The organism is Aminobacter sp. AP02, assembly GCF_003148805.1.
GTDB lineage: Bacteria > Pseudomonadota > Alphaproteobacteria > Rhizobiales > Rhizobiaceae > Aminobacter.
This window is the reverse complement of record NZ_QGGX01000028.1, coordinates 22,083-43,492: the sequence shown is the minus strand read 5'-3', so window position 1 is coordinate 43,492 and position 21,410 is coordinate 22,083. Positions and strand designations below refer to the sequence as shown.

Below are 21,410 nucleotides of genomic sequence, written 5' to 3'. Positions count from 1 at the left end.
GCCTTACCACGGGGGCGGCCATGTGGGCACGGCTCGCCGAGCGGTTTCTGTCCTCATAACATCGCCTTCGGCGGAGCCCGCAATTTCCCCGCTCGCCTACGGCTACTCGGTTGAATAAGTGCCCGCTAGGAGCGAATAGAGGCTTCGGCCACCTGAAAGCTGTCAGTCCCCTTGCGGCCCCTCAGCTTCCAGGCAACGAGCGCCAGAAATGGACTCGACGCTTGCTCCGCACTGCGTGCTCTATGTCCGCCCATTAGCTTGGCATCGGCGTCTCGACCACCTTGTCAATTGAGAAGCGAGCGGCCTCAGTAGGTCGCTCCGGAACCAGCAAGCGACAGTATCGCCAAGTTCACGGCCATGAAACGATTGGGTCGATTGGCGCTAGACATCGCGCTTCATCGCCAATTCCGCAGCAAGGCTTTCACCGTCACGGAAGATGGTGGCGACTGCCAGCGTCCGCCCCGCTTGAAGCGTAGGAGGCAATCCCTGGCAGCAATATCGCCTTCAACCTCGATTGCTTCCCATCCTTCGGCATGGCCGACATAATTGATCGGAACGCGTAGTGCTGGCTCCAGAAGAACCGCACGGCGGGGGCCTAAACTGATCTAGTCGGACGAAAGCGCCGATTGTAAACTGTCAGAAAACTGCGTATATTTCTGACAGGAGATCGGTATGAAACGGTTGAGCGAACAGATTTTGGCGCATGCGGGCGGATTGCCCGAGGGTACGCCCGTGTCCGCGAAAAGCTTGCTTCACCTCGGCAATCGGGCTGCGGTGGACCAGGCGTTGTCGCGCCTGGCGGAGCGTGGCGAACTGATCCGCGCTGGCCGTGGCGTCTATCTGCGTCCCGTGACGAGCCGGTTTGGCACGCGGTCGCCTTCGATTGAGCAGGCGGTCGAGGCGCTCGCCAGTCAGCGCGGCGAAGTCATCGTGTCCAGCGGTGCGGCGGCCGCCAACACCCTTGGCCTCACGACACAGGTTCCGGTCCGCTCGGTCTACTTGACCTCGGGCCGCACCCGGAAAATGAATCTCGGCAAGCAGGTGGTCGAACTGCGGCACGCGCCGCGCTGGCAGCTCGCCTTGGCCAATCGACCGGCCGGTGAGGCAGTCCGCGCGCTGGCTTGGCTTGGTCCCGAGAAGGCCGAGGCGGCGCTGTTGGCGCTAAAGCGCAAACTTCCGCAGACCACCTTCAACGAGCTGGTGGCGGCGGCGCCGCAGCTTCCGACCTGGCTTGCCCGCAGCGTCGGAAAGGCGGCGCATGGCTGACGCATTCCTCAGCCTTTCGGCCGCGGATCGCCGTGAAGTCTTGGGCATCGCGGCCGACCGGTCCGGTCGCCCGGCGCATCTGCTCGAAAAGGATGTCTGGGTGGTCTGGGCACTTGCCGCCCTCTACGGCTCGCCCCTGGGTGAGCACCTGGTCTTCAAGGGAGGCACATCACTATCTAAAGCCTACGGGGTCATCCGTCGATTTTCGGAGGACGTCGACCTGACCTATGATATCCGCACACTTGCTCCCGACCTGGTGGGCGCCAACGGCGAGGCCTTGCCGAAGACCCGCAGCGAGGAAAAGCGCTGGTCAAGCGAAGTGCGCAAGCGACTGCCCGGGTGGGTGGCGGGAACGGCGCAGCCGACCATCGCGAATGCGCTTGCCAGTGGTGGATTGGCGGCGGCGATCCGCGTCGAAGACGACAAGCTGTTCATCGACTACGAGGCGACGGCAACCGGTTCGGGATATGTCGCGCCGAGCGTGATGCTCGAGTTTGGGGCGCGCTCAACCGGTGAGCCGGCGAGTCCGCGCGATGTCGTCTGCGATGCGGCGGGCTTGGTGGATGCTGTGGAATTTCCCATCGCGCGGCCACGCGTTATGCACGCCGAGCGGACGTTCTGGGAAAAGGCGACGGCGATCCATGTCTTCTGCCTGCAGGCACGACTGCGTGGCGACAGGTTCGCGCGTCATTGGCACGACGTCGCCAGGCTGGATGAGGCTGGCTTAGCGACCACTGCGTTTGCGGATCGAGAGCTCGCCCAAGCGGTCGCGCGCCACAAAGGCATGTTTTTCGCCGAGAAGGCGGGCGATCGCGAACCGATCGATTATGCGGTCGCGGTCAACGGCGGCCTGCGTCTTGTGCCCGATGGCGACGCGCTGAAGGCGCTGGAGAACGACTACATTCGTATGGTCGAGGACGGGCTGCTGCTGGAGGAGGCCGAGCCCTTCGAGGCGCTTATGGCAAGATGCGCCGATATAGCCGCGCGGGCCAATCGCGTGGGCGCATAGGGGGAAATGCTGACTCGAGGATCGGAATGGAGACGGTGGGAGCCGTATAACGCACCGGGCACCGCCAGCGGCACTACGGCGTGGCACGACCCCGGAACCAGCCAAGTGAAACGAAGGCTGCGCTTGGGTCGATCCGAAGCGCTAGACGTCGCGCTCCATCGCCAATTCCGCAGCAAGGCTTTCGCCGTCACGGAAAATGGTGGCGACTGCCAGCGTGCGTCCGCCACGCTTGAACCGCACGAGGCAATCCCTGGCAGCGATATCGCCTTCAACCTCGATTGCGTCCCATCCTTCGGCATGGCCGACATAATTGATCGGAACGTCGTAATGCTGGCTCCAGAAGAACGGCACGTCGGTAAATGGTATCCGGTGTCCCAGCATGTTGAGCGCGGCAGTTGCTCCCTGGCGTTGCGCCACGACCCAATGCTCGACCCGGATGTTTTCAGCAGTATGGGGATCGGGCCAGCGCGCGATGTCACCGGCCGCAAAAATGCCAGGCACGCTGGTCTCGAGACAGGGGTCGACGAGCACGCCGCGATCCATGGCAAGGCCTGCAGCTTCCGCGAGACCCAGCCGCGGCCTCACGCCGATGCCAGTCACGACCATCTCGGCGGCGATGGTTCGGCCGCTGCGTAGCTGGACGTCCTTTGCACCGATTCTCGTGGCGGTATCCTCAAGGTGGAAGATGACGCCGTGCTCCTCATGCAGGGCACGGATGAAATCGCCCATCTGCGGGCCGAGTACCCGCTCCATCGGCCTCTTGTCAGGCGCGACAACATGCACTTCAACTCCACGGGTCCGAAGGGCCGCGGCGACCTCCAGGCCAATGAAACTTGCGCCGAGCACGACGGCGCGGCGGGCCGTCCCAGCCTGGGCGATGATGCTGCGGCTGTCGGCCAGCGAGCGTAAAGTGCGGACATGGGGCTGGTCGGAGCCGGGTATGGTCAGCCGGACCGGCTCGGCGCCTGTCGCAAGCAACAGCTTGTCGAAAGCTATCCTCGTCCCATCGGTGAGTACGACGTCGCTCGCCCTGACATCGAGCTGAGCGACCTTGGCCCCGAGACGCAGATCGATACCGTTCTTGGCGTAGAAACCTTCCTTGCGCAGCGGCAGCCAGTCCTCTGGTGCCGTGCCGGCTAGGTAGTCCTTGGATAGGTTAGGCCGATCTACTGGCAGGGATTCGTCATCGCTGAACATGATGATCGGACCCTGATATTGCTCGCGCCTCAACCTCTCGGCGGCCGCAAACCCGGCGGCACCACCGCCGACAATGACGATGCTATTCGGAGTCCTGGAATCGCCTGCGCGGGGAGCAGGCGAGAGCTTCTTGCGCTTCTCGCCGACAATTATCCTGTCGCCGCGTTGCTCGACCGACCAACAGCCAAGAGGCGTGAGCGCCGGTGCTCGCAACGCCTCTCCGGTGCGCAGGTCGAAGCAGGCATGGTGCCAGGGACATCGGATCGTGTTGTCGACGACCAGGCCTTCGGCCAGCGGTCCCCCATAGTGCGAGCAGGCAGCGGCGACAGCGAAAATCTCCTCGCCGCGGCGCACCAACAATACAGGCTCACCATCACGATGGCCGAGAAGCCTGCCGCCATCGGGAAGGTCGGCTATTGCAATACCTTGCGCGAGATCGGGTCCGCTCGCATCTGAATGACTGCCGGCCATTTTCTCCCTCCTTGAAAGGGCGGCTGCCGGAGTTGATCAGGTGACGCTGGGCTCGCCCAGCGGGCAGCTTGCTGGAGTTTTCCGCCTTTCCATCCGGCAGGCAAATGAATTCAGCTTGCAGGTGAATGCAATTCATTGAGATATGCGCGCCTGGAACCATGCGCTGACCAACCGGCTTACGGGAGACCGGCTCCGGGATGGCAGCTATCTCGCGGACTGCCGCCAAAACCGAACCGTCTGGATACGGCCCCGATCCTGTCAAACGGCAAGGCGCCTATTCGCCGCTCATTGAACCTCCGTCATCTCCAGATATCGGCAGAAGCCGTTGGCGAGCTGCATCTGCCGTGGCGTGCGGCACTCCGGTTCGAACACGTCCGGATTGGCGTCGAGGATGCACATGGCCTTGGCGCGCGACGTCGCCACGTTGAGGCGATTCGCGCTGTAGAGGAACTCCATACCGCGCGGCGCATCGGCATGGCTGGAGGTCGTGATGGAGTAGATCACGATGGCGGCTTCCTGCCCCTGAAATTTGTCCACCGTACCGACGCACGCGCCCGGCAGGCGTTCCTGGATTTCGAAGACCTGCGCGTTGTAGGGCGCGATGATGAGAATATCACTCAGGGTGAGCGGCGACATAGTTCCGTCGCGGTCCCGCCACTGTGCCCCTGCAGCAAGGATGCCGTTCACCAAATCCCGCACGCGGTTCGCTTCCTCCGGGCTGGAACTCTGGTTGCCGCTGTGCTGGACGGCAACATAGCGCAGGCCCGTCCCGCCAAGCGGGCCGTCCATCAGGATGGCCTGGTGTACAAGGCCGGGACGGGATTGGAGGCGGCCTTCATAGTAGAGCTCGGACGTGAACCGGCATATATCCGGGTGCAATCGCCATGTCTGGTCGAGGAAGAGGCCCTCGTCAGGGCCGATCGCCTGTCGCCCATCGAGCAGGTGATCAAGCGCCGAAACATCCGTACCCTCCGGATGCGATCCCTGAATTGGCTGCTCGAGCTGGCGCGGATCGCCCAGTAGGACCACGCTGGTCGCGGCGGGCGAGATCGCGAGCACGTTGGCCAGCGACATCTGCGCGGCCTCGTCCACGAACAGCACGTCCACCGCGCCGACAGCGTCTGACCGCGACCACAGCCAGGCGGTGCCTGCTACGACAGGGAAACCACCGGCGAGCGCCTCGCCATTGTCGGTCGTGAACGCGATGTGGGGAACATTGTCCGTCTTTTCCGAAACCTTATGCAGGCATTGCAGGTCGAACCCGCACAGGTCCGCCTCCCGGATCGCGGCATCAAGGAGGTTGCGGATCACTTTGTGGCTGTTGGCCGTAACCCCGACGCGGCGGCCAGCACGCACCAGATCGAGAATCATCCGGCCGCCGGTATAGGTCTTGCCCGCACCTGGCGGTCCTTGGATGGGGAGAACGCCATTTAGGATGACGGCCAGACGGCAGGCCGCGTCGGCAATGGCTTCCCCGTCCTCCAGCAACTGCGCACCCCCTACATCCGGAGCCAACCGCAGGAGCAAATCGCGGGCTGCCTTGTAAGGACCCGGACCGGCAAGTCCGTGGTCTGCGACATGCTCGCCGATTGCCGCCAGGGATTCGGCGAGTACCTGGGTGGGCACATCGCTGAATTGGAAGACCGCTTCCGGATGAAGGCCCGCTGTGTCGCTCCGTTTCTTGATATCGACCAGCCGATGTTCAAAGTCGATCGCGACAACCTTGCCGAACTTCGCACCGCCAACACTGCGAAGATCATCATCGCCGCGTATTTCCGCATCCTGCGGTGGGAAGCTGTAGCGATGAACGGGGGCCTTGGCTGTGCCGCCATTTGCGCAGACAAAGGTCAGCCCGGAAATAGCCGCCCGCTCATCAAACAGCTCTTCGGCGGGCAGGCCCGACAATCGGAAATATTCCCACCATGTCGCTTTCTTCTCTCGGCGGTGCCAGTCGAGGAGGTAAGCCAGCACCCACAGCGTCTGTTCTTTTGCGGACCGTTCCGACGGATCGACCGGGATGTTGGCAGTCAGCTTTGCCACCGTCGCGTCGACGCGCGCTTGCCACGCACTAACGTCTGGCGGCGCCTCCTCTTGGGGCGGACTGGGACGGGGAATATCGGCGCCGGCGACGAGGGCCTCCGCACGCAGCGATTCCAGCCACTCGCGAAGGGCCAGCGTGGAAGTACAATCGTCCTTGTTGTAGCCGGCCACGACGGCTCGGTCATTCGGATTGATGCCGGCCAGATCACCAAGCTCGAGGCTCGCCTGCATCCTGATCAGAGCGACGTTGGCATCGCGCAGCGCCACGTTGCGCGTGAAACCGTAGAGCGGCTCCAGCCGCTTGATCGAGTAGCTTTCTACGCTCGCCCGAATCGCATGGCGGACCAGGGTGTAGAGATCGACGAGCACCTGCCCACGCAGCAGCGCGTCGATCTCCTCCTCGCAAGTCGCGTAGCGGCCCATCAGGCGTTTAAGTGCGGCCGACTCATAGGCAGCGTAGTGATAGATGTGCAGGCCAGGATACGCCTTACGGCGCTCCGCGACGAAATCCACGAAGCGCTCGAAGGCGGACTTCTCGTCGGCGGGCGACAAACACCAGTCGCCGACATACAGCATCTGGCCGTCGCCGCCCTGGAAGGCGTAGCCGAACAGGTATTCGAGGCCGGCTTCGCCGACGAAAGGATCGCCCTCGAGGTCGAAGAAGATATCGCCGGCGTCCGGCTCGGGCAGGCGGCAGAGTCCGAACCCCGGCTCCACCGGGAGCACTTCATGGAGGAGGTGCCCAGCCACGCGGCCCTCGACTTGGATACGCGCCTGTTCTCGGATGCGCACGTAGGACGATGCCGCGCCGCGGGCCGGTTTCCACGGGATCGGCAGGGGCAGCGCGGCGAGACCCGCCATCGTAGTGACGCCCTGCGAAGCGAGCTCGCCGCGTTGCATAGCCGAGATACCTGCCACGAGGGAAAGATGGTCGTCTTCATGACGGCGATCGTCGCACGTGCTCCGCCAGCGGCAGATGTCGCAGTGCGGCGTCGGTTCCGGGTAGGTGGCATGATCGCCTTGAACGGAAGCGGCGAAGCGTTCCCGGACATTGCGGTAGTAGGCGGCGTAGTCGCTAAGCCGGAAAGGTTCCGGCGTGAAGCCGGTAAGCGGGGCAACGACGTAGGCGTATTCGGGCATGTGGCCTTGGATATGCCCGACCAGCTCCGAATAAAGGCACAGCTGCAGCACCGTGCCACCTTTAGTCTCGCGGGCGAGCTTTGTGTCGATCACCTCATAGGACCAGGGACCTCGCTCGGCGTCTCGATGCGGCGCAGGATGTCGGCGCGGCCCGTGAAGGGGAGCGCGCGCAGCGCGGCTTGGACAACTACCTGTTTGCCCGCCTGCATGTATGCCAGGGTGGAGGCGACAGAGGCGTTGTCGATGCCCTTGCCCTCGACAAAAGTGACCTCCAATCCAGCATCGCGGAGATGGTCGATATAGGCTGCCTCATGCTGCGCGCCGCGTTCCTGCAGGATTTCGAGAAGCGGGTCGTAGGTTTTGGGCTTTGCGAGCGTGCCGTCGGCGACCTTACGATCGAGTGTGGTCAGGTGACCACAGTTGAGGTAGCCGACAAGATCGGAAGCGCTGAACTGTAATTCGGAGCCGATTCTCAGCATTACGAAGTGTATGCAGATCGGCTAGCGCAAGGCAATTTGGGACACTCGGTCGTATTGCTCTTGTTGCGTGGTCAACTGAAACCACGTCGAACCAGCCGCATACACAGGCGTCGTGCTGCAGGTCGCCTGCGACTGCGCCCTAGGGTGCGCGTTTGAACGACAGCTATCGCACACCGATCCCGAAGGCGCCTGTCCGGAATCGGCCCCGCCCGTTGAACGCTCAAAACAGTGCGGGCAGCAAACTGCGCCCGCTGAGGGAAGTCGTAAGTGGTTACGTGAAGCGGCTCCGGCGCGCCGATCGAGCTGATCCATGCCCTCATCGACAAGGGGCCGACGGACCTCACCGTCATCAACAACAACGCCGGCAATGGCCGCATCGGCATAGCCGCGATGATCGACGCGGGAATGGTGCGCAAGATGATCTGCTCTTTCCCACGCTCTTCCGATCCGCGCGCTTTCACGGAGAAGTATCTCGCTGGAGAAATCGAGTTGGAACTGGTACCCCAGGGCACGCTCGCCGAACGCATCCGTGCCGGCGGGGCCGGCATCCCAGCTTTCTACACGCCGACGAGCTACGGCACTGAGTTGGCTGAGGGAAAGCCGACTGCTGAGTTTGACGGCCGCATGTATGTTCAGGAGCGCTGGCGGAAGGCTGACTTTGCGCTGATCAAGGCGCATGTCGGCGATACCCACGGTAACCTGACCTACAACAAGGCTGCTCGCAACTTTGGCCCGCTAATGTGCATGGCGTCAGCAAAAACCATGGTGCAGGTGTCGAGATTGCTGAGGCCCGGCGGCATCGATCCCGAACAGGTGATCACTCCTGGCATCTTCGTGGATCAGGTTGTCGAAGTCCCGAATCCTAGGCAGGAAGAAGACCTCATCCGAGCGGGAGCGGCCTACGCATGACCATCGACACACGCGAGGACATCAAGCTCTCCAACACCCAGATCGCCTGGCGTGCGGCGCAGGATATCGCCGAGGCGCCTATGTGAATCTCGGTATCGGTTTCCCCGAAATGGTCGCGCGCTACCAGCCGGAGGGGCGTGAGGCCATCTTCCACACCGAAAATGGCATCCTTGATTTCGGCGAGGCGCCGCAGCCAGGCGACGAAGACTGGGACCTGATCAACGCAGGCAAGAAGGCGGTGACGCTGAAATCCGGTTCGGCATTTTTTTCATCACGCCGATAGCTTTGCAATGGTGCGCGGCGGCCATCTCGATGTCGCGATCCTGGGCGCATACCAGGTGGCCGAGAACGGCGACCTCGCCAACTGGCGCGTAGGCACCAAGGGCGTGCCGGCGGTCGGCGGGGCGATGGACCTTGTCCATGGCGCGAAACAAGTGGTGGTCATCACCGAGCATGTGACCAAGGGCGGTGAACCCAAGCTGGTCGAGCGCTGCACGTTCCCGCTCACGGGTGTCGGCTGCATCACGCGAATCTATACCAGCCATGCCGTCATCGACGTTTCCGGTGGGCGCTTCATGCTGCGTGAGAAGCTGGCCGACATGACGTTCGATGAGCTGCAGGCAATGACCGGTGGGAGGCTGCACGTCGATGGTCGCGTTGCAGATCTCGCGGTGCCCGAACTCTGAGCGAAACTATGACCGAAGCCTATATTTGCGACTATGTCCGCACGCCCATTGGCCGCTTCGGCGGTGCACTATCGTCCGTCCGCGCCGACGACCTCGGCGCAATTCCGCTGAAGGCGCTAATGGCGCGGAATGCCGGCATTGACTGGGAGGCGGTCGACGATGTCTTCTTCGGTTGCGCCAACCAAGCAGGCGAAGATAACCGCAATGTCGCCCGTATGTCAGCGCTGCTTGCCGGCTTTCCGGTCAGCGTCCCCGGTGTGACGCTCAATCGGTTATGTGGCTCCGGCATGGACGCTGTCATCACCGCTTCCCACGCCATAATTGCCGGCGAAGCCGATCTTGTTGTCGCCGGCGGCGTTGAAAGCATGAGCCGCGCACCCTTTGTACTACCCAAGGCCGAGCTGGCCTTTTCAAGGAACGCGGAAATCTACGACACGACTATTGGTTGGCGCTTCATCAATCCCATAATGAAGAGAAAGTACGGCGTCGATTCCATGCCGGAGACAGGCGAGAATGTCGCGGCGGATTTCAAGGTGTCCCGTGCGGACCAGGACGCCTTCGCGGTACGCTCACAAGCGAAGGCCGCAGCAGCACAAGAGAACGGGCGGCTCGCGAAAGAGATTTCGCCTGTTACCATTTCCCAGAAGAAAGGAGATCCTCTCGTGGTGAGAAGGACGAGCACCCACGTGCCGTTACGCTGGAAGCGCTGGCAAGACTGCCAACTCCGTTTCGAAACGAGGGTGGCACGGTGACCGCCGGCAACGCGTCCGGCGTAAATGACGGCGCCGCGGCATTGGTCATCGCCTCGGAAACGGCAGTGGAAAAGCACGGCATGACCCCGCTCGCTAGCGTCCTCGGCGGTACCGTGGCCGGCGTGCCACCGCGCATCATGGGCATTGGTCCGGTCTACGCCACGCAGCGCCTCTGCAGTCGTCTCGGTTTGATGCCATCCGATTTTGACGTGATCGAAATCAACGAGGCCTTCGCTTCGCAAGGTCTCGCGACACTCCGCGAACTTGGCATCGCTGACGACGCGGAAAACGTCAACCGGAACGGCGGCGCGATCACCCTAGGCCACCCGCTCGGCATGTCGGGTGCTCGCATCACCGGCACGGCGGCATTGGAGCTGAAGCTTGCCGGCGGTAGGCGTTCGCTCTCTACCACGTGTATCGGTGTCGGCCAGGGAATTGCGGTGGCGTTGGAGCGGGTCTAAAAAGTTAGCGCACATAGGCGTGTTGGGGAATTTGCAGCATGGCTCTCAAAGGAAGCGGGAGCCTCAGGCATTCCCGCTTCCAGGGAATGGTGTGAGTTAGTGTGCCGCGCCCTTGGCAGCGCTCTCGACCAGCTTGGCCACGGCTTGCGGGTCAGAGACGTAGATCGCGTGGCTGCCCTTCGCTTCGACGACCGTCGAGCCCGCGCGCTTGGACATAGCCCGCTGAGCTTCAGGTGGGATCATCTTGTCCTCGGTTGCGACCAGATACCAGGTCGGCTTTGCCTTCCAGGCGGGAGCCGTTACCTTGCCGTCGAGGGCGGCTAACCCCCAAGGAACCTGCGAGTTCGCCATGAATGTCGCCAGCTCGGGCTTAACGTCGGCCGCGAACGAAGCGGCAAACTTGGCCTTGTCGAGGAACAGGAAGCCCTCGACCGGAGGCAGGATTGGCGGCACTGGCGCTCCGGGGGCGGGGTTGGCGATAAGGCTCGAGACGGACTCGCCACTGTCGGGTGCGAATGCGGCGATGTATACGACGGCCGCAACCTTCGGGTCGGTGCCGGCCTCCGACACGACGACACCGCCGTAGGAGTGGCCGACCAACACCACCTGACCCGGCGCTGCGGCGATGGCGCGTTTGGTGACGGCCACGTCGTCTGCCAGTGACGTCGTCGGATTCTGGACGATCGTCACGTCGTAGCCGTCCTTCTTCAGGATGTCGTAGACACCCTGCCACCCGGAGCCGTCGACGAAGCCACCATGAACGAGAACAACCGACTTCACGTCGGCCGATTGGGCCCGGGCGGCCGTTACTCCTACTCCCAGAGCGAGGGCTGAGGCCGCGGCAAGCAAAGTAAACACATTGGACATCTGAGTTCTCCTTTCAGAACCTTGACCACCGGATGTTATGAATGCCGATGGCCGTGGTCCTGAACGAAAGGGCCAAACGTGGAAGGTTCAGGCCAAACTAGGTGAGCTTTGTTCGCCGCCACGCGTTTGGCGTTACGCCCGCTATGCGCGAAAAAGCCCTGGTGAAATGGCTCTGGTCGGCGAATCCGCATTCGAAGGCAATGTCGCTGAGCGGGATGGCGGTTTTCGCCAGCAACTGCATCGCCCTGTCGATCCGTCGGTGCTGAAGCCATTGATGCGGGGCCATTCCGGTCGACTGCCGAAAGGCACGGGTGAAATGCCGTTTCGACAGGCTGCAAGACAGAGCGAGTGTCTCGAGCGTGAGACTGCCATCGAGGTTGGCCTCGATCAACTCCTTGGCACGACGTTCCTGCCAAGGCGCGAGGCCGCCGCCCCATTGCCGCGGCAGCTGCGCCACGTTGCCATAGGAGCCGGCAAGATGGATCGAGAGAGCCAGCGCGAGATAGTCGATGAACAGTTCCGATGCGGCTCTTGGATTTGCGAGAGCCGGGCGCATGGCGAGAAGCAGATCGCGGACAACAGGGTCATAGACGGTGCTGCCCACTGTGTGGCGAAGCTCCTGTATGTGTCGGGGGACATCCCCGTCGTCACCCAAAGCCAACAGTGCCCGGTGCGGGATGTAGAAGTTGACGGCGTGAAAGGGATCCCGGAGGTCGGTGGTCAGGTTCATCCTGAGGTCAAAAATGGCAACGGCACCTGCGTCGAAATCCCTGGGCGGCACCGCGCGGCCATCGGCATAGAGGTCGAAGTCATTGGCGCCTCGGAGTTGCAGCGCAATCAGGAACGCGTCCTCGCGCACAGGCTGGGTGACCCCGGCATTGCGGCGCTGGCAGTTGAGTTCGAGGAAGGCCATGCCCGTTCCTCGTGCCACGCGTGTGATCAGAACGGGCGCGTCGGGGAGACCGACCGCAGCTGCGACGGGGTTTACTGTGGGTGCCGGCTCAGGTCGGGGCATCGGCTGCTCACCCCTTGCGATGATGTAAAACAGTAGCAGCTACGGTTTGCTGCAGGAAGCTGCATGCCGATGGAGCGTGCCCGCACACGGTGTGGGTAGGCGTTGAATTGCGCCGTGCGCCGGCATGTAAATGTGTATTCAAGCTGTCGTTCGTCCCTGGATGATCCATTGCCGCCATTCCTGGATTGATTGGTTTTGACCATCAATTGACTTGGGGATTGAAATTGGACCTCAACGCGCGCCCCGAATATTTTTCTCCTACGCCCATATGCTTTGAATTGATGTCAACTGAACTTGAAACGGCGTCAGGAGTCCGAAAGATGAATGGAACTGTTGCAGCTAATCTTGTTTTCCCAGCGCTTGCTCCCGTTTACGCCAGGACCAGGATAGCGAGTGAGACGATGCTTCGCCTGGTGACTGGTGGGCTGCTCGTGGCACATGGGTCGCAGAAGATCGTCGATCCGTTCGGCTCGTCGGATCTGGTCGGCATGCTTGGTTTCTATCCGGCTCCTCTCTGGTCGGCTCTGCTTTCGGTGACCGAGTTCACGGGCGGTATCCTGCTGGTTCTCGGCCTGCTGACCCGTCCTGCGGCATTTGCCACTAGCGTCATTCTGCTTGTCACCATCTGGTTCCATTGGATCACCGTGGACCAGGGATTCGCAGGCGCGGAGAAGTCCATTCTCTGGTTCGCGGTCCTCGTCTATTTCATCGCCCATGGCGGCGGCCCCGTTTCCGTTGATGCGCGCCTGAACAAGCAAATCTAAGTTCTTTCCGGCGGAGGAGGGCGGCGGCGAGCCGTTCTTTTCCGCCGTCACCTTTTGCTACTGCTTGCCTCGCTCGGGATATGAGACGTTGGTGAAGCCCGGAATGACCACGGCTGCCGGGTCGAGATTCTTGTCGCAAAGCTCATCAATGATGAACTCCGACACCGAATTGGATAGAAGCTGGCGCGGGTCTTCCATGACCAGCCTCAGCCTGGCGATCGCCGTCAGTCGGTCGTCGGGATAACGCAGTCGCGGCATCTCGCTCAGTGTCCTTGTCTCCGTGGTCATGATCGGAGCTGCCTGAATCTCCGGCACGAAACCTGGGAAGCCCTCGAACATCTTGCCGCCGATCTCGGCGGTGATGCGGGTACGGGTCCACATGGTGCGGTAGCGTGCCTCCAACTCAGCGAGATCAGCGCCATTGTTGATCATATCGAGCGTCAGTCCCGGTGCGTGCGGAGCAATCAGCATATTCTCCGGCTGGAAACGCTCGCCCGACGCACGCCAAAGGATGTGGCAGGTGCTGTTCGTCGCCCATGTCAGGCCGGCGGTGGGGCGGCCAGAACTGCCGCAGATCATCACCATCAGTTCGGACCATTCGAGGTCCTGCGCGCGCACCCAGGAGAGCGTGCGATGGGCGATGTCAAGGAAGGTCAGCGCGAATGTTGCGACCATGACATCGTTGAAGGGGACCGGGATGGTCCGCGTTTCGATCGGCTCGAGATAGTGCTTGCGAAGATGGGCATAGGTCATGCGCTCGGGGCGCTGCAGAACATCTGCAAGCAGTGCCTCTGTCACCCGGCAGGCATAGTCGACCAGATCGGCGATCTTTGCTTCCATGCCTCGCCAGGCCGCGACCCGGGCCACGTCGCTCCAATAGACATCCCCGTTGACCGAACGAACCGCCTGGCATTGCGTGATGATCTTGTCGGCCCAACTGCGCCAGTCGCCATCGCCGCTTTCGTTCATTTCTGCGAGCCAGGCAGCGGCCGTGCCGAGATGCGAAACTGACGTAAGTTCCTTGAAGCCTCGCGTGCTCAGGCGAAAACTCTCGACGATTGGGGCCGCGCCGCCACCGGGGAAGAGCACCAGGTCGGACCCGGTCGATACGAGCAACGGCCTGTCGGTAGCGGATTTGGCACGCCTTGCGCCGAGTTCGGCGGCCATGCTTTGGGGGCCTGTATAGGCATCATAGAGTTTCAGGAATTCGGGATTGGGTGTGTAGCTCATGGGTGCCTGCGTGATCAGCCGAGGAACTCGAAGACGGCGCTGTCTTGCCGGAACTTGACTTCAGGCGTGAGGCCGTTGGCGACGACAAGATAGGTCTTGCCGGCATCGCTGAAGAAGGCTGCGTCGGTGGCGCCGAAGGTCTCGAATTCGAAAACCTTTTGCCACTGGCTGCCGTCCCACACGTGGATGAAAGAGACAAGATCGGTCTTCGGCGCCTTGGGAGAGCCTTCGATGAAGTTGATCTGGACAAGATAGTGTCGGCCGTCACGAGTCACGGTCGCGAACTCGCGACCGCCTGGACCGCTCAATGTCTGGAAGAGCTCGAAGGCGTTGCCATTCCATTTCAGCACGGTGGTGTCGCCGGCGATGGTGGCGAAGGCGAGCTGGAATTCTCCAGCCACATGCATGGCCAGGAATGCACGACCTGTGCTGCCGTCGAGGGTCTGGAAGGGTTCGAATCGTTTTCCGTCCCATCTCAGGATACGCGACGGCTCGACATGGTCGGCATAGCCGAGAAAATGCTGATCATCGACCGTGAAGTGACACCAATTGTAGCCCCAGGGGCCTTCAAGCGTTTGGAGCAGTTCGAAACCAGTCCCCGTCCATTCAAGGATGCAGGAATTCCGAGGATTGGTGGCCACCGCACCTTCGACGGAAACACCGAGCGCCAGCGCGAGAAAATGGCGGCTGCCGATAGAAAAATGCCGAAACTGCTTGGCGAAGAAGCCCGGGATCACCTGGAAAGAGGACCAGACGGTGCCGTCCCAACGGAAGATGGTCGAGGCGATGTTGGGATCATACGGTCCCTTGCCTTTGCGGGCGCAGGCCGTGGCCAGATAGTGCACGCCGTCTATTGTGAAGAATTCCGCGTCTTCGCCGCCCGGCACAGGCAGGCGAGAGTGTTCGGCGAAGGTGTTCTCGTCCCAACGGAAAATCAGAAGATCCGTGTCGCTGTCACCGCCATTCATATGCGCGGGTGCGCCGGGAAGATCATAGGCGAGTTGCGGGACAGCCAGGAAGGTTTGGCCATCTAGACGGAAGATTTCCGCCGCGCGTGCGCCTGATGTCGGCAGCGTGCCAATCTGGCGCAGGAGCGTCGTAGTCTGCCGAGCAAGCATGGTTCCTCCGAAACATTCTGCCGTCCAGCATGCCAGAGCCGCATGATCTACGCCAATTCGATCCGGCTGCGATTTTGATTGGCAGCGTAGATCAATCGAGCGGCAAGCGTTTTGCTGGTGCTGCTACTGCGCGGACAAATTCTAGGCATTGAGATTGTTCTGCTTTGCCAATCAATACGCCCAGCGATTGAATTGGAGGTAATCAAACGACCGCATTAGCATCCGATCCGTGGCGTGGTTCCAGCGACTTCGCCCGGGAGGAAATTGATGCTGCCTGTTGTCCCGAAAGAGAGGACCTCGATCCTCGACCGGTTGCGTGCCGGCGTTGCGTGCCACTCCTTGGGCATTCGCAGCGCACGCAATGTCGATTTCGTCCGGATGGCGGCAAGTGCCGGCTACGATCTGATCTGGGTCGATCTCGAGCATTCCACCATCGCGCTGGATACCGCAGCCCAGATGTGCGCCTTGGCCGGCGACCTCGGGCTGGGGGCATGGGTTCGAATTCCCGAAGGTGACCTCGGCGTTATCGGACGTGTTCTCGATGGCGGCGCGTCCGGCCTGATCATCCCCCATATCGTCACGGCAGCCGATGCCCGCGAAGCTGCATCCTATTGCCGCTATCCGCCCGCTGGCGGGCGTTCCCACAATGCACTGACTTCGACCTTCGGCTTCCGTCGGATACCCGGTGCCGAGCGTGTCGCTTTGGCCAACGGCCGCGTCATCATGCAGGTGCTGCTCGAAACGCCGGAGGCTGTCGCCAATGCCGATGCGATCGCAGCAGTCGAAGGCGTCGATGTCGTCGGTCTCGGGCTGAACGATCTTTCGGCAGGCATGGGCCTGTTGGGCGAAGTGCAGCATCCAGCCGTCGCCGAGCTTTGCAGACAAGTGATCGCGGCCGCCCACCGTCACGGAAAGGTCGCGGTCATCGGCGGCCTGGCAGGACCCGAGCACTACGCGTCACTTGTTGAGATGGGAGCTGCGCCCTTCGTCTTCACGGCGATCGACACCGATCTCTTTGTCGAGGCGCTGAGCCAGCGGCTGGAGAAGTGGCGCACGTTCGCCCGGGCCTGAACGCTTTTTTGGAAGATGGAATGCCTACATGAATGCACCCCTTAAATCCGAACCCATGCTACCGCTGGAAGGGCTGACGCTGCCGAATTTCGAGCTACCATCAGGTGCTTGCGATGCGCATATGCATGTGTTCGGTCCCGAAGACCGTTATCCGCATGTTCCCATGCCTCACTACACGCTGCCCGACGGCAAGCTTGATCACTTCCAGGGGCTGATGCGCGTTCTCGGCATCGAACGCTTCGTTATTGTCCAGCCAAGCTTCTACGGAGCCGACAACTCGTGCCTGCTCGACGCGCTGGCCAAGGCCGGCAATGCTGCACGCGGTCTGGTCATGGTCGAGGACGATGTCAGCCACTCCGAATTGGAGGGTTTCCACGAGGCCGGCATCAGGGGCATCCGCCTCGACCTGTTCAAGCGCGCCCAGCAGCCGATCGAGGACATCAAGAGCTACATCGCCAGGATGGCGAAGATGGTCGATGCGCTCGGCTGGCACCTGCAGTTCTATGCGCCCGGCTATGTAGTGCGCGACCTCGTCGATTTCCTTCACGGCGTGGAGACACCTTATGTCATCGACCACATGGGCTATATGCTGGCCTCCGATGGGCTGACGCAGGCCGACTTCAAGCGACTGTTGGCTCTGATGACCGAGGGCCAGTGCTATCTGAAGCTGAGCGGACCGTACCGCATCGCCAAGGACAAGGGGTACGAGGCGGTGGCGGACGTGGCCAGGGCCATCGTAGCGCAGAACCCGCGCCGGGCGATCTGGGGGTCCGACTGGCCGCATATTCCCCATTCCGGCCGCGACACGGGTGAACTGCTGAACCTGCTTGTCGACTGGGCACCCGATGCGGATGACCGCAAGGCAATACTTGTCGACAACCCGCAAACCCTTTTCGCTTTTGAGTAAGCCTGTCATGCAAGCGCTCTGGACTACGGCCGAGACAGCAACCCGCGATAGCATCGCGAAGTTCCCGGCCGAGTCCAGGAAGAGCGCGAGGGTAAGCGACGTCATGGTATCAGCGGCAAAGGCAGTGCTGGCAGACGACTCCGGAACTGCTCCGGCTGCCGTAGCTCCGCTGCTCTCGGTCCGCGATCTTCACGTCCAGTTTGTTTCGCAGGACGCTCTACTCAATGCGGTCCGCGGCATCAGCTATGACGTGCATGCCGGCGAGGTGGTCGCCCTCGTAGGGGAATCGGGTTGCGGCAAGTCGGTCTCGTCTCTCGCGGTCATGCGCCTTCTGCCGGGCGACGGCGCCACGCGCTTCACCGGGGCTGCAGAGCTTAACGGCAAGGACTACTTCGCGCTTCCCGAAGAAGCGATGCGGCGCCTGCGCGGGCGCGACATCGCCATGATTTTCCAGGAGCCGATGACCTCGCTCAACCCGCTGCTCACCATAGGCCGGCAGATCATCGAGCCGATGCTTGAGCATCTCGACATGACGATGAAGGATGCTGAGAGGCGGGCTGTTGAGCTGTTGACCAAGGTGGGCGTGACAGATCCTGAACGCCGCATGCATCAGTATCCGCACGAGTTCTCCGGCGGGATGCGCCAACGCGCGATGATCGCAATCGCGCTCGCCTGCAATCCGAAGGTGATCATCGCCGATGAGCCGACTACGGCGCTGGATGTCACCATACAGGCGCAGATCCTCGAGCTGCTGCGTGGCCTGGTCGACGAGCTCGGCGTTGGACTGGTGCTGATCACCCACAATCTCGGTCTGGTCGCGCGCTACGCCGACCGCGTTCACGTCATGTATGCCGGGCGCATCGTCGAATCCGGCTCCTCGGCACAGGTCCTCGAGCAACCGCGACACCGCTACACGATCGGCTTGCTCGGTGCCGTGCCTCATCTCGACCAGCCACGACAGGAGCGTCTAAAGAATATTCCCGGCCAACCGCCGAGCCTGCGCTGCCTGCCTTCGGGCTGCGCGTTCCGGCTGCGCTGCGAAGCAGCAACAAAGGTTTGTGCGGCAAGTCCAGGCCGGGCGGGCGATGGTGGGCACAGCTTCGCTTGCTTCCATCCGGGTGACTTGCGTCGCCCCATAGACAACCCGACTGGAACTGAAACCAGGGGCGGAAAGGCTGACACAGGGATCGCCCTTCGGGTCCGGGGGCTGTCCAAGGACTTCCACCTGGGCAAAGGGGCTACCGTCAGAGCGCTTCAGGCGATCGACTTCGACGTGCCCGAAGGCGGTACGCTTGGCCTCGTCGGCGAATCCGGTTGCGGCAAGACCACTGTTGCCCGCACGCTGCTGCGTCTCGAAGAAGCTACCGCCGGAAGCGCCGATTATCTTGGTCACGACATGCTTTCCGCGACCAAAGCCGAGGTCACCCAGCTGCGGCAGCAGGTTCAGGTGGTCTACCAGGATCCTCACACGTCGCTCAATCCGCGCCACAGGATCGGCCATGCCTTGGCCGAGCCGCTGCTGGTGCATGGCCTTTGCAAGTCAAAGGCTGAAGCAGCAGGGCGTGTCGAAGAGCTGCTTGGGCTCGTTGGTCTACCTGCGGATATGGCCACACGGTATCCGCACCAGATGTCGGGAGGTCAGCGCCAACGCGTCGGCATTGCCAGGGCTCTCGGGATGAACCCGAAGTTCATCATCCTGGATGAGCCAGTTTCCGCACTTGATGTCTCGATTCAGGCGCAGGTGATGAACCTTTTGGCCGACCTGCAATCGCAACTCGGTCTGAGCTATCTGCTGATTGCGCATGACCTTGCCGTCATCCGCCACATCTCCGATCGCGTCGCGGTGATGTATCTCGGCCGCATCGTCGAAACGGGCACGGCAAGCGAACTCTTCGAAGCGCCGAGGCACCCCTACACGCAGGCATTGCTGGCCTCCGTCCCAGCCCTAGCGGATGTCGGCCGCGCTCGTCGGCAGGGCATTGCCGTCAAGGGTGAACTGCCGTCGCCGCTAGACCCGCCCAGCGGCTGCGTCTTCCGTACGCGCTGTCCCCTGGCCAGCGCCGAATGCGCGAGGGTCGTGCCCGCTCCAGTCGCGTTTTCCGAAACGCATCACGTCGCCTGCATCAAGGTCTAGCGCCATGATCCGCTATGTCATCAGCCGCCTCTTGCTTTCCATCCCAACGCTACTGGGCGTGGCGACGCTGATATTCTTCATGCTGAATGTTCTGCCAGGGGACGCGGTCGAGACCATGCTTCGGGCGGAAGGTGGAAATCCAACTCCCGAGTTGGTGGCTTCCGAGCGGGCTCGCCTTGGTCTCGATCGCCCGATCCTGGTCCAGTATGGCGATTTCCTATCCGGCCTGGCCACATTCGACCTTGGAACGTCGAGCTGGACAGGCAAGCCAGTCGTCGAGGAAATCGCGCTACGCCTTCCGGTCACCCTGCAGGTCGCGGTTCTCGCCATGTTGCTTGCGCTGGCGATCGCCATTCCGCTGGGCACGATCGCCGGGGTCTATCACGAGACGTGGATCGATTATGCCATCCGCTCCTTCGCGATCGGCGGGATCGCACTGCCGTCCTTCTGGTTCGGCATGCTCATTGCCCTTGTCATGCTGTGGTATTTCAACTGGCTGCCACCGCTCGGGTCCCCGTCATTGTTCGACGATCCGCTTCGCCTGCTGCAGCAGCTGGCTCTGCCTGCCATCGCCATCGGCTACCGCTATGCTGCGATCCTCATCCGCATGATGCGTTCCTCGGTCATCGAGGTGATGCACGAGGACTTCGTCCGCACTGCGCGCGCCAAGGGCCTGAGGGCAGGGCACATCATCCGCCGCCACGTCATCCCGAACTCGCTGCTACCGACCATTACTATGATCGGGCTCGAATTCGCGCTGCTGATCGGCAGTCTCGTGGTCATCGAGCAGGTCTTTTCCCTGAATGGCATCGGCCGCCTGTTCCTCGATGCCGTGTCGCGCAGCGACCTCGCCATCATCCAGGGCATCGTCATGGTGCTGACCGTCATCTTCGTCGTCGTCAACCTCCTCGTCGATTTCGCCTACGCGGCGATCGACCCTCGCATCAAGCTGGCTTGACCCCATGCGCAACGTGTTCTCCGCTCCGGTTTCGACCGAACTGCTCAGCGAACTGCCCAGGCGGCGCAGTGCCGTCCTGCGCTTCGCCATGGACGAGCCGCTTGGCGCGCTCGGGCTTGTGGTGATTGTCGCGAGCGTCCTGCTCACGCTGTTTGCGCCACTGATCGCGCCTTACGATCCGCTTGCAAACGACTACGGCGCTGCTGTGCAAGCTCCGTCGGCACTGCACTGGCTCGGCACTGATAGCTTCGGCCGCGATATCTTCAGCCGAGTGCTCTATGGCGGCCGTACTGCGCTTCTGATCGGTGTTACCGCGAGCTTCATCGGCTGCACGATCGGTGCGCTTCTTGGGATCGGCTCAGCCTATTTTGGCGGCTGGATGGACCTGATCCTCGAGCGGTTCATGGAAATCCTGCTGGCGATCCCGATCACCGTGCTGGCGCTGGTGCTTGTGTCGACGCTCGGCCGCGACATGATGCTGGGCATCGACGTCAATCTGGTGTTCGCAATCGCGCTGCCGATCATCCCCAAGATGGCGCGGGTCGCGCGCTCGCAGGCACTTTCGATGCGGCGCATGTCTTATGTCGATGCGGCACGCACTCTCGGCTTCGGCCATTTCCGCATTATCGCCCTGCACATGGCGCCGAACATCTTCGGACCGTACATCGTGATGCTCACCGCATTCGTCAGCCAGGCGATCCTGATCGAAGCCTCGCTGTCCTATCTCGGCCTCGGCGTTGTCGAGCCGACACCGTCCTGGGGGCTGATGCTCGCCGGAAATGCTTTCAACACAGCCATGACCGCGCCTTGGATTGTCATCTTTCCCGGCCTTGCCATCGCCATCGTCATTTTTGCCTTTTCGATGTTTGGCGATGCGCTGCGCGACCTTCTCGATCCGAAATCCAACAGGGATCGATGACCGACTGACAGGTTCGA

At 62.0% G+C, this 21,410-nt stretch carries 15 protein-coding genes and 4 pseudogenes; 11 read left to right on the top strand and 8 right to left on the bottom strand.

What is annotated here, in order from left to right; all coding sequences use genetic code 11:
* Nucleotides 1-381 precede the first annotated feature (381 nt).
* Nucleotides 382-589, bottom strand: a pseudogene (locus C8K44_RS28030) (oxidoreductase C-terminal domain-containing protein); the annotation flags it as partial.
* Between the two features lie 83 nt (nucleotides 590-672).
* On the opposite strand from C8K44_RS28030, the gene C8K44_RS24675 reads away from it, so the two are divergent.
* Together C8K44_RS24675 and C8K44_RS24670 are read left to right on the top strand one after the other, a co-directional pair.
* Complete coding sequence (locus C8K44_RS24675; protein ID WP_109578419.1) at nucleotides 673-1,266, top strand: DUF6088 family protein; 594 nt, start codon at nucleotides 673-675, stop codon at nucleotides 1,264-1,266.
* Nucleotides 1,259-2,275: a nucleotidyl transferase AbiEii/AbiGii toxin family protein gene (locus C8K44_RS24670; RefSeq protein ID WP_109578418.1), complete on the top strand. Its 1,017-nt coding sequence runs from the start codon at nucleotides 1,259-1,261 to the stop codon at nucleotides 2,273-2,275. Before C8K44_RS24675 ends, C8K44_RS24670 begins: the two co-directional genes overlap by 8 nt.
* 141 nt (nucleotides 2,276-2,416) lie before the next feature.
* On the opposite strand, the gene C8K44_RS24665 is transcribed toward C8K44_RS24670, so the two are convergent.
* The 3 genes from C8K44_RS24665 to C8K44_RS28025 all read right to left on the bottom strand — a co-directional run bounded on the left by C8K44_RS24665 (nucleotide 2,417) and on the right by C8K44_RS28025 (nucleotide 7,602).
* Nucleotides 2,417-3,943: an FAD-dependent oxidoreductase gene (locus C8K44_RS24665; protein WP_109578417.1), complete on the bottom strand. Its 1,527-nt coding sequence runs from the start codon at nucleotides 3,941-3,943 to the stop codon at nucleotides 2,417-2,419.
* 285 nt (nucleotides 3,944-4,228) lie between these two features.
* Nucleotides 4,229-7,216, bottom strand: coding sequence for a TM0106 family RecB-like putative nuclease (locus C8K44_RS24660; RefSeq protein ID WP_245417618.1), 2,988 nt, complete (start codon nucleotides 7,214-7,216; stop codon nucleotides 4,229-4,231).
* Nucleotides 7,213-7,602 carry a hypothetical protein gene (locus C8K44_RS28025; protein ID WP_245417617.1) on the bottom strand — a complete coding sequence of 130 codons (390 nt, stop codon included), beginning with the start codon at nucleotides 7,600-7,602 and terminating at the stop codon, nucleotides 7,213-7,215. Before C8K44_RS28025 ends, C8K44_RS24660 begins: the two co-directional genes overlap by 4 nt.
* A gap of 282 nt (nucleotides 7,603-7,884) precedes the next feature.
* On the opposite strand from C8K44_RS28025, the pseudogene C8K44_RS24655 reads away from it, so the two are divergent.
* The 3 pseudogenes from C8K44_RS24655 to pcaF form a co-directional block, all read left to right on the top strand.
* Nucleotides 7,885-8,511, top strand: a pseudogene (locus C8K44_RS24655) (3-oxoacid CoA-transferase subunit A); the annotation flags it as partial.
* Nucleotides 8,508-9,197, top strand: a pseudogene (locus tag C8K44_RS24650) (3-oxoacid CoA-transferase subunit B). The pseudogenes C8K44_RS24655 and C8K44_RS24650, both read left to right, overlap by 4 nt.
* 8 nt (nucleotides 9,198-9,205) lie before the next feature.
* Nucleotides 9,206-10,410, top strand: a pseudogene (gene pcaF / locus C8K44_RS24645) (3-oxoadipyl-CoA thiolase).
* A 96-nt stretch (nucleotides 10,411-10,506) separates the two neighbouring features.
* Here pcaF and C8K44_RS24640 read toward each other — a convergent pair.
* A complete protein-coding gene (locus tag C8K44_RS24640) occupies nucleotides 10,507-11,277 on the bottom strand; it encodes an alpha/beta hydrolase (RefSeq protein WP_109578415.1) in 771 nt (256 codons plus the stop codon).
* A gap of 97 nt (nucleotides 11,278-11,374) precedes the next feature.
* On the bottom strand, nucleotides 11,375-12,190 hold the full coding sequence (locus tag C8K44_RS24635; protein ID WP_158282785.1) for an AraC family transcriptional regulator: 816 nt from the start codon (nucleotides 12,188-12,190) through the stop codon (nucleotides 11,375-11,377).
* A gap of 422 nt (nucleotides 12,191-12,612) precedes the next feature.
* On the opposite strand from C8K44_RS24635, the gene C8K44_RS24630 reads away from it, so the two are divergent.
* A complete protein-coding gene (locus C8K44_RS24630) occupies nucleotides 12,613-13,056 on the top strand; it encodes a DoxX family protein (protein WP_109578413.1) in 444 nt (147 codons plus the stop codon).
* 57 nt (nucleotides 13,057-13,113) lie between these two features.
* Here the strand turns inward: C8K44_RS24630 and C8K44_RS24625 are convergent, their stop codons facing one another.
* Nucleotides 13,114-14,286: a DUF5624 domain-containing protein gene (locus tag C8K44_RS24625; RefSeq protein WP_109578412.1), complete on the bottom strand. Its 1,173-nt coding sequence runs from the start codon at nucleotides 14,284-14,286 to the stop codon at nucleotides 13,114-13,116.
* A 14-nt stretch (nucleotides 14,287-14,300) separates the two neighbouring features.
* Nucleotides 14,301-15,404: a hypothetical protein gene (locus C8K44_RS24620; RefSeq protein ID WP_109578411.1), complete on the bottom strand. Its 1,104-nt coding sequence runs from the start codon at nucleotides 15,402-15,404 to the stop codon at nucleotides 14,301-14,303.
* Between the two features lie 267 nt (nucleotides 15,405-15,671).
* Here C8K44_RS24620 and C8K44_RS24615 point away from each other — a divergent pair, with 267 nt between their 5' ends.
* The 5 genes from C8K44_RS24615 to C8K44_RS24595 all read left to right on the top strand — a co-directional run bounded on the left by C8K44_RS24615 (nucleotide 15,672) and on the right by C8K44_RS24595 (nucleotide 21,393).
* Entirely contained in the window at nucleotides 15,672-16,475 is an 804-nt protein-coding gene (locus C8K44_RS24615) for an aldolase/citrate lyase family protein (protein WP_109578410.1), read from the top strand.
* 28 nt (nucleotides 16,476-16,503) lie between these two features.
* A complete protein-coding gene (locus C8K44_RS24610) occupies nucleotides 16,504-17,382 on the top strand; it encodes an amidohydrolase family protein (RefSeq protein ID WP_245417616.1) in 879 nt (292 codons plus the stop codon).
* Nucleotides 17,383-17,485: 103 nt separating this feature from the next.
* Nucleotides 17,486-19,516, top strand: coding sequence for an ABC transporter ATP-binding protein (locus tag C8K44_RS24605; protein ID WP_109578421.1), 2,031 nt, complete (start codon nucleotides 17,486-17,488; stop codon nucleotides 19,514-19,516).
* A 4-nt stretch (nucleotides 19,517-19,520) separates the two neighbouring features.
* Nucleotides 19,521-20,474: an ABC transporter permease gene (locus C8K44_RS24600; protein ID WP_109578408.1), complete on the top strand. Its 954-nt coding sequence runs from the start codon at nucleotides 19,521-19,523 to the stop codon at nucleotides 20,472-20,474.
* Between the two features lie 4 nt (nucleotides 20,475-20,478).
* Nucleotides 20,479-21,393: an ABC transporter permease gene (locus C8K44_RS24595; protein WP_109578407.1), complete on the top strand. Its 915-nt coding sequence runs from the start codon at nucleotides 20,479-20,481 to the stop codon at nucleotides 21,391-21,393.
* Nucleotides 21,394-21,410 lie beyond the last annotated feature (17 nt).

Coding starts and splice junctions, on each gene's coding strand:
- C8K44_RS24675 (WP_109578419.1), top strand. CDS start 673: ATGAAACGGTTGAGCGAACAGATTTTGGCGCATGCGGGCGGATTGCCC.
- C8K44_RS24670 (WP_109578418.1), top strand. CDS start 1,259: ATGGCTGACGCATTCCTCAGCCTTTCGGCCGCGGATCGCCGTGAAGTC.
- C8K44_RS24665 (WP_109578417.1), bottom strand. CDS start 3,943: ATGGCCGGCAGTCATTCAGATGCGAGCGGACCCGATCTCGCGCAAGGT.
- C8K44_RS28025 (WP_245417617.1), bottom strand. CDS start 7,602: ATGCTGAGAATCGGCTCCGAATTACAGTTCAGCGCTTCCGATCTTGTC.
- C8K44_RS24640 (WP_109578415.1), bottom strand. CDS start 11,277: ATGTCCAATGTGTTTACTTTGCTTGCCGCGGCCTCAGCCCTCGCTCTG.
- C8K44_RS24635 (WP_158282785.1), bottom strand. CDS start 12,190: ATGGCCTTCCTCGAACTCAACTGCCAGCGCCGCAATGCCGGGGTCACC.
- C8K44_RS24630 (WP_109578413.1), top strand. CDS start 12,613: ATGAATGGAACTGTTGCAGCTAATCTTGTTTTCCCAGCGCTTGCTCCC.
- C8K44_RS24625 (WP_109578412.1), bottom strand. CDS start 14,286: ATGAGCTACACACCCAATCCCGAATTCCTGAAACTCTATGATGCCTAT.
- C8K44_RS24620 (WP_109578411.1), bottom strand. CDS start 15,404: ATGCTTGCTCGGCAGACTACGACGCTCCTGCGCCAGATTGGCACGCTG.
- C8K44_RS24615 (WP_109578410.1), top strand. CDS start 15,672: ATGCTGCCTGTTGTCCCGAAAGAGAGGACCTCGATCCTCGACCGGTTG.
- C8K44_RS24610 (WP_245417616.1), top strand. CDS start 16,504: ATGAATGCACCCCTTAAATCCGAACCCATGCTACCGCTGGAAGGGCTG.
- C8K44_RS24605 (WP_109578421.1), top strand. CDS start 17,486: ATGGTATCAGCGGCAAAGGCAGTGCTGGCAGACGACTCCGGAACTGCT.
- C8K44_RS24600 (WP_109578408.1), top strand. CDS start 19,521: ATGATCCGCTATGTCATCAGCCGCCTCTTGCTTTCCATCCCAACGCTA.
- C8K44_RS24595 (WP_109578407.1), top strand. CDS start 20,479: ATGCGCAACGTGTTCTCCGCTCCGGTTTCGACCGAACTGCTCAGCGAA.